The sequence below is a fragment of the Salmonella sp. 32100201201700099SM genome (genome assembly GCF_017572645.1).
GTDB lineage: Bacteria > Pseudomonadota > Gammaproteobacteria > Enterobacterales > Enterobacteriaceae > Salmonella > Salmonella enterica.
The window spans coordinates 305,964-313,141 of sequence record NZ_JAGERQ010000006.1; the positions used below are offsets into that span (position 1 = coordinate 305,964).

9 protein-coding genes and 1 tRNA gene are annotated in these 7,178 nt (G+C 51.3%); 7 read left to right on the forward strand and 3 right to left on the reverse strand.

The genetic code is table 11. The features are described 5' to 3' along the window. Positions 1 to 95 precede the first annotated feature (95 nt). Both prfB and lysS read left to right on the forward strand, forming a co-directional pair. Positions 96 to 1,194, forward strand: a protein-coding gene (gene prfB / locus J4685_RS12550; protein ID WP_010989230.1) for a peptide chain release factor 2 whose coding sequence is annotated in 2 segments (ribosomal slippage) — positions 96 to 170 and positions 172 to 1,194 — 1,098 coding nt in all. Because the reading frame shifts where the segments join, the coding sequence is not laid out codon by codon here. 9 nt (positions 1,195 to 1,203) lie between these two features. Next, the gene (lysS, locus tag J4685_RS12555; RefSeq protein ID WP_000003339.1) at positions 1,204 to 2,721 is read left to right on the forward strand and encodes a lysine--tRNA ligase; all 1,518 of its coding nucleotides are present in this window, start codon (positions 1,204 to 1,206) and stop codon (positions 2,719 to 2,721) included. Between the two features lie 75 nt (positions 2,722 to 2,796). On the opposite strand, the gene idi is transcribed toward lysS, so the two are convergent. Next, complete coding sequence (gene idi, locus J4685_RS12560) at positions 2,797 to 3,342, reverse strand: isopentenyl-diphosphate Delta-isomerase (protein WP_000133994.1); 546 nt, start codon at positions 3,340 to 3,342, stop codon at positions 2,797 to 2,799. A 264-nt stretch (positions 3,343 to 3,606) separates the two neighbouring features. On the opposite strand from idi, the gene actS reads away from it, so the two are divergent. Further along, positions 3,607 to 4,365: an amidase activator ActS gene (gene actS, locus J4685_RS12565; protein WP_000244328.1), complete on the forward strand. Its 759-nt coding sequence runs from the start codon at positions 3,607 to 3,609 to the stop codon at positions 4,363 to 4,365. Positions 4,366 to 4,444: 79 nt separating this feature from the next. Further along, positions 4,445 to 4,518, forward strand: a tRNA-Gly gene (locus J4685_RS12570). A 131-nt stretch (positions 4,519 to 4,649) separates the two neighbouring features. Here J4685_RS12570 and J4685_RS12575 read toward each other — a convergent pair. Both J4685_RS12575 and J4685_RS12580 read right to left on the reverse strand, forming a co-directional pair. Then, the gene (locus tag J4685_RS12575) at positions 4,650 to 5,456 is read right to left on the reverse strand and encodes a DUF1460 domain-containing protein (RefSeq protein ID WP_077905014.1); all 807 of its coding nucleotides are present in this window, start codon (positions 5,454 to 5,456) and stop codon (positions 4,650 to 4,652) included. Between the two features lie 274 nt (positions 5,457 to 5,730). Beyond that, positions 5,731 to 5,982, reverse strand: a complete 252-nt coding sequence (locus tag J4685_RS12580) for a hypothetical protein (protein ID WP_011233170.1) — start codon at positions 5,980 to 5,982, stop codon at positions 5,731 to 5,733. Positions 5,983 to 6,190: 208 nt separating this feature from the next. On the opposite strand from J4685_RS12580, the gene vapB reads away from it, so the two are divergent. The 3 genes from vapB to J4685_RS12595 form a co-directional block, all read left to right on the forward strand. Beyond that, positions 6,191 to 6,418, forward strand: coding sequence for a toxin-antitoxin system antitoxin VapB (gene vapB, locus J4685_RS12585; RefSeq protein ID WP_000557545.1), 228 nt, complete (start codon positions 6,191 to 6,193; stop codon positions 6,416 to 6,418). Next, entirely contained in the window at positions 6,418 to 6,816 is a 399-nt protein-coding gene (gene vapC, locus J4685_RS12590) for a tRNA(fMet)-specific endonuclease VapC (protein ID WP_000911338.1), read from the forward strand. The genes vapB and vapC overlap by 1 nt, the downstream gene beginning before the upstream one ends. 118 nt (positions 6,817 to 6,934) lie before the next feature. After that, positions 6,935 to 7,178 (forward strand): hypothetical protein (locus J4685_RS12595; RefSeq protein WP_208202740.1); only part of this gene is annotated, 244 nt, incomplete at its 3' end.

Sequence of the window (7,178 nt, forward strand, 5' to 3'; positions counted from 1 at the left end):
TTTAACAACACTTTCGCTGTAATTAAGGGGCGAAATCCGCTAATATTTCGCCCTTATAACCGCATTTTGACAAGTCAAATAAAAGAAATCAGACCATGTTTGAAATTAACCCGGTGAATAACCGCATTCAGGACCTCACGGAACGCACCAACGTTCTTAGGGGGTATCTTTGACTACGATGCTAAGAAAGAGCGTCTGGAAGAAGTAAACGCCGAGCTGGAACAGCCGGATGTCTGGAACGAACCTGAGCGCGCGCAGGCGCTGGGAAAAGAGCGTTCATCGCTCGAAGCGATCGTCGATACGCTTGATCAAATGACTCAGGGGCTGGACGACGTTTCCGGGCTGCTGGAACTGGCGGTAGAAGCTGACGACGAAGAGACGTTTAACGAAGCCGTCGCGGAACTGAATACGCTGGAAGAGAAACTGGCGCAGTTGGAATTCCGTCGGATGTTCTCCGGCGAGTACGATAGCGCCGATTGCTATCTCGATATTCAGGCCGGTTCTGGTGGTACTGAAGCGCAGGACTGGGCCAGCATGTTGCTGCGTATGTATCTGCGTTGGGCGGAAGCGCGCGGCTTCAAGACAGAAGTCATTGAAGAGTCGGAAGGGGAAGTCGCCGGCATTAAGTCCGCGACTATCAAAATCTCCGGCGAATATGCCTATGGCTGGCTGCGCACTGAAACTGGCGTACATCGTCTGGTGCGTAAAAGCCCGTTCGACTCCGGCGGTCGCCGTCATACCTCGTTTAGCTCCGCATTTGTGTATCCGGAAGTGGACGACGATATCGATATCGACATTAACCCGGCGGATCTGCGTATCGACGTCTATCGCGCGTCTGGCGCAGGCGGTCAGCACGTTAACCGTACGGAGTCCGCCGTGCGTATCACCCATATTCCCACCGGGATCGTGACGCAGTGCCAGAACGACCGTTCGCAGCACAAAAACAAAGACCAAGCCATGAAGCAGATGAAAGCGAAGCTTTATGAACTGGAGATGCAGAAAAAGAACGCTGAAAAACAGGCGATGGAAGACACTAAGTCCGATATCGGCTGGGGAAGCCAGATTCGTTCCTATGTCCTGGACGATTCCCGCATTAAAGACCTGCGTACTGGGGTGGAAACCCGCAATACACAGGCGGTACTGGACGGTAGTCTGGATCAATTTATCGAAGCAAGTTTGAAAGCAGGGCTATGAGGAATCAACATGTCTGAACAAAACGCACAGGGCGCTGACGAGGTAGTCGATCTTAACAATGAAATGAAGGCACGTCGCGAGAAGCTGGCTGCACTGCGTGAGCAGGGTATCCCGTTCCCGAACGATTTCCGTCGTGACCGTACCTCAGACCAACTGCACGCAGAGTTTGACGCGAAAGAAGCTGAAGAACTGGAAGCGCTGAATATTGAAGTGTCCGTCGCGGGCCGTATGATGACTCGCCGTATTATGGGTAAAGCCTCTTTTGTTACCCTGCAAGACGTAGGCGGCCGCATTCAGCTGTATGTGGCGCGCGATGATCTGCCGGAAGGCGTTTACAACGAGCAGTTCAAGAAGTGGGATCTTGGCGATATCCTCGGCGCGAAAGGTAAGCTGTTCAAAACCAAAACCGGCGAGCTGTCTATCCACTGCACCGAACTGCGCCTGCTGACGAAAGCGCTGCGTCCGTTGCCGGATAAATTCCACGGCCTGCAGGACCAGGAAGCGCGCTATCGCCAGCGTTATCTGGATCTCATCTCTAACGATGAATCCCGTAACACCTTCAAAACCCGTTCGAAGATCCTGGCCGGTATTCGCCAGTTTATGGTTGCTCGCGGCTTTATGGAAGTCGAAACGCCGATGATGCAGGTGATCCCAGGCGGCGCGTCTGCCCGTCCGTTTATCACCCATCACAACGCGCTGGATCTGGATATGTACCTGCGTATCGCGCCGGAACTGTACCTGAAGCGTCTGGTGGTTGGCGGCTTCGAACGCGTATTCGAAATTAACCGTAACTTCCGTAACGAAGGCATCTCCGTGCGCCATAATCCTGAGTTCACCATGATGGAACTCTATATGGCGTATGCGGACTACAAAGACCTGATCGAGCTGACGGAGTCTCTGTTCCGTACGCTGGCGCAGGATGTTCTGGGCACCACCCAGGTTCCGTACGGTGATGAAGTGTTTGACTTCGGTAAGCCGTTCGAAAAACTGACCATGCGTGAAGCGATCAAGAAATATCGTCCGGAAACGGATATGGCTGATCTGGACAACTTCGACTCCGCGAAGGCGATTGCTGAAAGCATCGGCATTCACGTCGAGAAGAGCTGGGGTCTGGGCCGTATCGTCACCGAGATCTTTGACGAAGTCGCTGAAGCGCATCTAATTCAGCCGACCTTCATCACCGAATATCCGGCTGAAGTGTCTCCGCTGGCGCGTCGTAATGATGTGAACCCGGAAATCACTGACCGCTTCGAGTTCTTTATCGGCGGCCGTGAAATCGGCAATGGCTTTAGCGAGTTGAACGATGCGGAAGACCAGGCGCAGCGTTTCCTGGATCAGGTTAATGCAAAAGCGGCGGGCGACGACGAAGCCATGTTCTACGACGAAGACTACGTGACGGCGCTGGAACACGGTTTACCGCCGACAGCGGGTCTGGGAATTGGTATCGACCGTATGGTGATGCTGTTTACTAACAGCCACACGATTCGCGACGTTATTCTGTTCCCGGCGATGCGTCCGGTGAAATAAGATGTAAATTGCCGGATGGGGCATCAGCCGCCATCCGGCATCTCTTCGTTCTGACGTAGCGCCATCAGGCAATCTTTAACGCTGGCAGTAATTGAGCAGTCGTTCACGCGCTTGTTCGTCTGACGCTTGCATGACCATCCACGGGCTAAATGCCCACGGCGTAGCGAGAAGGCTTTTCCATACGCTTTTAAATTCGCTCCACTGATAGTCCATCACCTCTTCGCTGTTAACCTGTAACACACTGGTTGCCCGCGCGGCAAACACCGGACAGACTTCATTTTCCACAATACCGTTTGGATCTGTCGCCCGATAGCTGAAGTGCGGATAGACGGGGGTGAGATCGGTAATTTCCACGCCGAGTTCGAACCGACAACGGCGGATGATCGCCTCTTCGGTGGTTTCGCCTTGTTGCGGATGACCGCAAACCGAATTCGTCCACACGCCTGGCCAGGCTTTCTTGCTCAGCGACCGTCGTGTTACCAGCAACTGACCATCTTCGTTAAATAGCCAGCAGGAGAAAGCCAGATGCAAAGGCGTATTAAGCGTATGAGCCGCATACTTTTCCAGTGTGCCGGAAGGCTTATCCTGCTCATCCAATAAAACGACATGTTCCTCAGTCATGAAAGCTCCTGAAAATTAAAATGACCCGGCAGCATGGCCAGGCCATATACTCAGACGATCAGCGTAGCGCATAACAGAAAGAAAGGCATTACCAAAACAGGCCCTGACAGAACGCAGACGAGCGCCATTATGCCGTGAGTCGATATTATGCTGGCATATCGGATATTCGGCGCATCATCATCCGCGCGGCCCCTTTCCGGCGTCAATGGATTGGGCATACGGCATTTGGCTGCTATCATAAGGCGTCTGTCAATAGAGTGAGGAATGGTTTTGAGCGCAGGACGCCTGAACAAAAATAGCCTGGGTATTGCGGTGCTGTTATGCACGGGGCTGCTGTTGGCGGGGTGTTCCAGTAATTCCGGCTCAGGAACGTATTCCGGCTCCGTCTATACCGTTAAGCGCGGCGATACGTTGTATCGTATATCGCGCGCCACGGGAACCAGCGTGAAAGAACTGGCCCGCCTGAATGGCATTTCTCCGCCTTATACTATTGAGGTGGGGCAGCGAATTAAAGTGCGCGGCAGCGCAAAGAGTAGCAGTTCAACACGCAAAACCAGCAATAAAACAGCAACAAAAACTGCCGCGGTCAGACCGTCATCTTCGGTGCCAAAATCCTCCTGGCCGCCGGTGGGGCAGCGTTGTTGGGTATGGCCTGCCAACGGTAAAGTGATTTTACCTTATTCCACCGCGGAGGGCGGAAATAAGGGGATCGATATTGCGGGCGCGCGCGGAACGCCTGTTTATGCGGCGGGAGCGGGTAAAGTTGTCTATGTCGGGAACCAGCTGCGCGGTTACGGCAATCTCATCATGATTAAGCACAATGAAGATTACATTACGGCTTACGCTCATAATGACACCATGCTGGTTAATAATGGACAAAGCGTTAAAGCGGGGCAAAAAATCGCTACGATGGGCAGCACGGATGCCGCATCCGTAAGACTACACTTCCAGATTCGCTACCGGGCGACGGCCATCGATCCGCTGCGTTATCTGCCGCCGCAGGGGAGTAAACCGAAGTGCTGACGGCGAATTAATCGCCAGTCAGCCAGTAAGTCTCTTGCCAACCAGAGCGTAAGGTTTATAATGCCTTACGCATCTCAAAGCGGGCGTAGTTCAATGGTAGAACGAGAGCTTCCCAAGCTCTATACGAGGGTTCGATTCCCTTCGCCCGCTCCAGACAAATATCTTCTGGTATTTACTAAAACCACGAATTTACAGCAATTTTCCGTGTCGGCCCCACAGTACACAGGGTTTCAATACCTATGTCGGACGGCTATTATCAGCTGGCGACTCCGGTAATGATTTTATCATTCAGCCCGCAGCACAACGATGCCCGGTCTGGAATGCATGTATTCCATAAACGGTGTATCCACCACTTTTCTGTTTGCGGCCAATGAGGAGGCGTTCCTGAACCACACCTGTTCATCATGGCGAACTACGATACCCACATGTGAAACGTCCAGCCCGTCAAGCGGGGAGTAGACACCGATATAATCCCCGTTTTTTAGGTGGTTCATGACCTGCTGGTTGATGGCTCTTCCGGGAATGTAATTTATTTTACGAGGATGGATGCCCAGACCAGGAATGTACTCGCCGCCATCAGGTTTATGGTTAAGCTGCTTGTCAACAACGACATAATCAGGGCTGATATCCGGCGTTACATCCCGTGCATTACGCGGTGTTGCGGCGAACCAGTCAGAGAAGAAGTGCCGGCGGCTGAGATAAGCAACTTTGCCCGCGGCGTAGCGAGTCCTGGCAAGATTATGCAGAAACGATTTCTGATTATCGCTGCGGGCCAGGGCTTCAACGTAATCAGCCAGGGTAAAGCAGTCCACGCCGTTGAAATTCGCTACAAGGACTTCGGGGATGCCGGGCCCACCGATGAGCGTATCCGCCTGATAAGGTGTTCCGAGAAAAGCAGACGATACGCGGCTGATAACTTCTCCATGGTTTTCGCCTTTATAAGGAATGACATCCAACTGGATAATCCGGCTTACTTTTTCTGCCGTAACGCTGTCCATGCTGGTCTGATATTTTTCTGTGCCAGGGACGGCACAGGCCGTCAGATGCGCCGACATAAGCAAAATTGTCCATGCATTTACCTTCATTATCATCTCCGGAAAGGTTCAAATCCCTTTTTTACCTTTACCGGAAATGGTTGTGATGGATACAGAAAAACGCCAGAGGTTGATTACAGGTTGAGTAATCTGAACGCTGATGATGATAAATGTGAAGATCATCATACGACTTTATTCGCCGTTGTTTTTTGCCTGATCGTCAAAGCCAACATGCCCCTTCAGGCTGGCTTATAAGTCAGAGTGTAGATTGCGACGTGTCCGATCAGCGATTCTGACGCGTCCACCTCGGTGTGGCGGTCGTCGCTGACGATCACTTTGACATGGAGAATTTTGTACTCACTGAATGTTCGAACCCGACCACCTCCCAAAAGGTGAAGGAATAGTCCATCAGACGGATTTCCTGTCGCGCGGTCTCAATTATCTTAAGAACAAGCTGGAGATCTGTACCTTCCGGATAAAATCCTGCCTCAATGATGGCTGCGTAAGTATGCGGTACTGGCGCACACAGAGCCAGACCGAGCAAACCGGGCAGAAGCCATCGGCACATATGTTTTTTATGCATTGTTTGCATGGTATTTCCTTCATTGGATGTATTCAGAAATGCCGGAGTCGGGGAAACTCGCTTTCCCCGATTGCCGGGGTTGGACAAGGATGCCCTGCGGAGTGCGCGTCATGTGACTGGATTATTTTTTTCTGTATATCTCTTTGACATACACATCGCCTCTACTCATAATGGATATACGCGTTGTATACCCAGAAAGGAGGCAGTTATGCACACAACACTTTTTTTTAGTAACCGGACCCAGGCAGTCAGATTGCCTAAATCGATATCCTTTCCGGATGATGTGAAACATGTCGAAATCATTGCGGTTGGTAGAAGCAGAATCATTACTCCAGTCGGAGAATCCTGGGACAGTTGGTTCGATGGCGAAGGCGCCAGTACTGATTTTATGAGTACCAGAGAACAACCCGCAGTACAGGAACGGGAAGGATTCTGATGCTGAAATTCATGCTTGATACCAATACCTGTATTTTCACCATCAAAAATAAGCCCGAACACGTCAGAGAACGCTTCAACCTCAATACATCCCGAATGTGTATCAGCTCCATCACCTTAATGGAGCTGATTTACGGTGCTGAAAAAAGCCTGGCGCCGGAGCGTAATCTTGCCGTCGTGGAGGGATTTATCTCCCGCCTTGAGGTTCTGGATTACGATACACAGGCAGCGATACATACCGGTCAAATCCGTGCCGAACTGGCCCGCAAGGGAACACCTGTCGGGCCTTATGACCAGATGATTGCTGGCCATGCCCGTAGCCGCGGACTGGTCGTCGTCACAAACAATCTCCGCGAGTTTGAACGCATTCCGGGTATCCGAATCGAAGACTGGTGCTAATTTCTGCATCAGATGTTATCCCCGGATTCAAACTCTTTTCCGGATTTAGTGGCACAGTCAATTTGGTTACCTGCTTAATGGTGGTTTGCATCACATTTTTAGCTGGTGGTATTTTTTTATGTTGACTGGAGATATCTGCCAACAGCATAACTTTTACGGCCAGATAATAAATAAAAGAGTACCAAAATGTCGTATTCTGACATGTTTACGAAGGGAGTACCGCTCCCTTCTTTTTTTGTCTATGGAAAACCCCCAGCTAGGCTGGGGGTTCCGGAAAGCTTTCAGCTTTAAGCCAGTTATTAAAACCCCTTTTGATTTGTTAAAACATCTTGCGGTCTGGCAACTGCAAAAGTTCAACAAGA

Coding starts and splice junctions, on each gene's coding strand:
- lysS (WP_000003339.1), top strand. CDS start 1,204: ATGTCTGAACAAAACGCACAGGGCGCTGACGAGGTAGTCGATCTTAAC.
- idi (WP_000133994.1), bottom strand. CDS start 3,342: ATGACTGAGGAACATGTCGTTTTATTGGATGAGCAGGATAAGCCTTCC.
- actS (WP_000244328.1), top strand. CDS start 3,607: ATGGTTTTGAGCGCAGGACGCCTGAACAAAAATAGCCTGGGTATTGCG.
- J4685_RS12575 (WP_077905014.1), bottom strand. CDS start 5,456: ATGATAATGAAGGTAAATGCATGGACAATTTTGCTTATGTCGGCGCAT.
- J4685_RS12580 (WP_011233170.1), bottom strand. CDS start 5,982: ATGCATAAAAAACATATGTGCCGATGGCTTCTGCCCGGTTTGCTCGGT.
- vapB (WP_000557545.1), top strand. CDS start 6,191: ATGCACACAACACTTTTTTTTAGTAACCGGACCCAGGCAGTCAGATTG.
- vapC (WP_000911338.1), top strand. CDS start 6,418: ATGCTGAAATTCATGCTTGATACCAATACCTGTATTTTCACCATCAAA.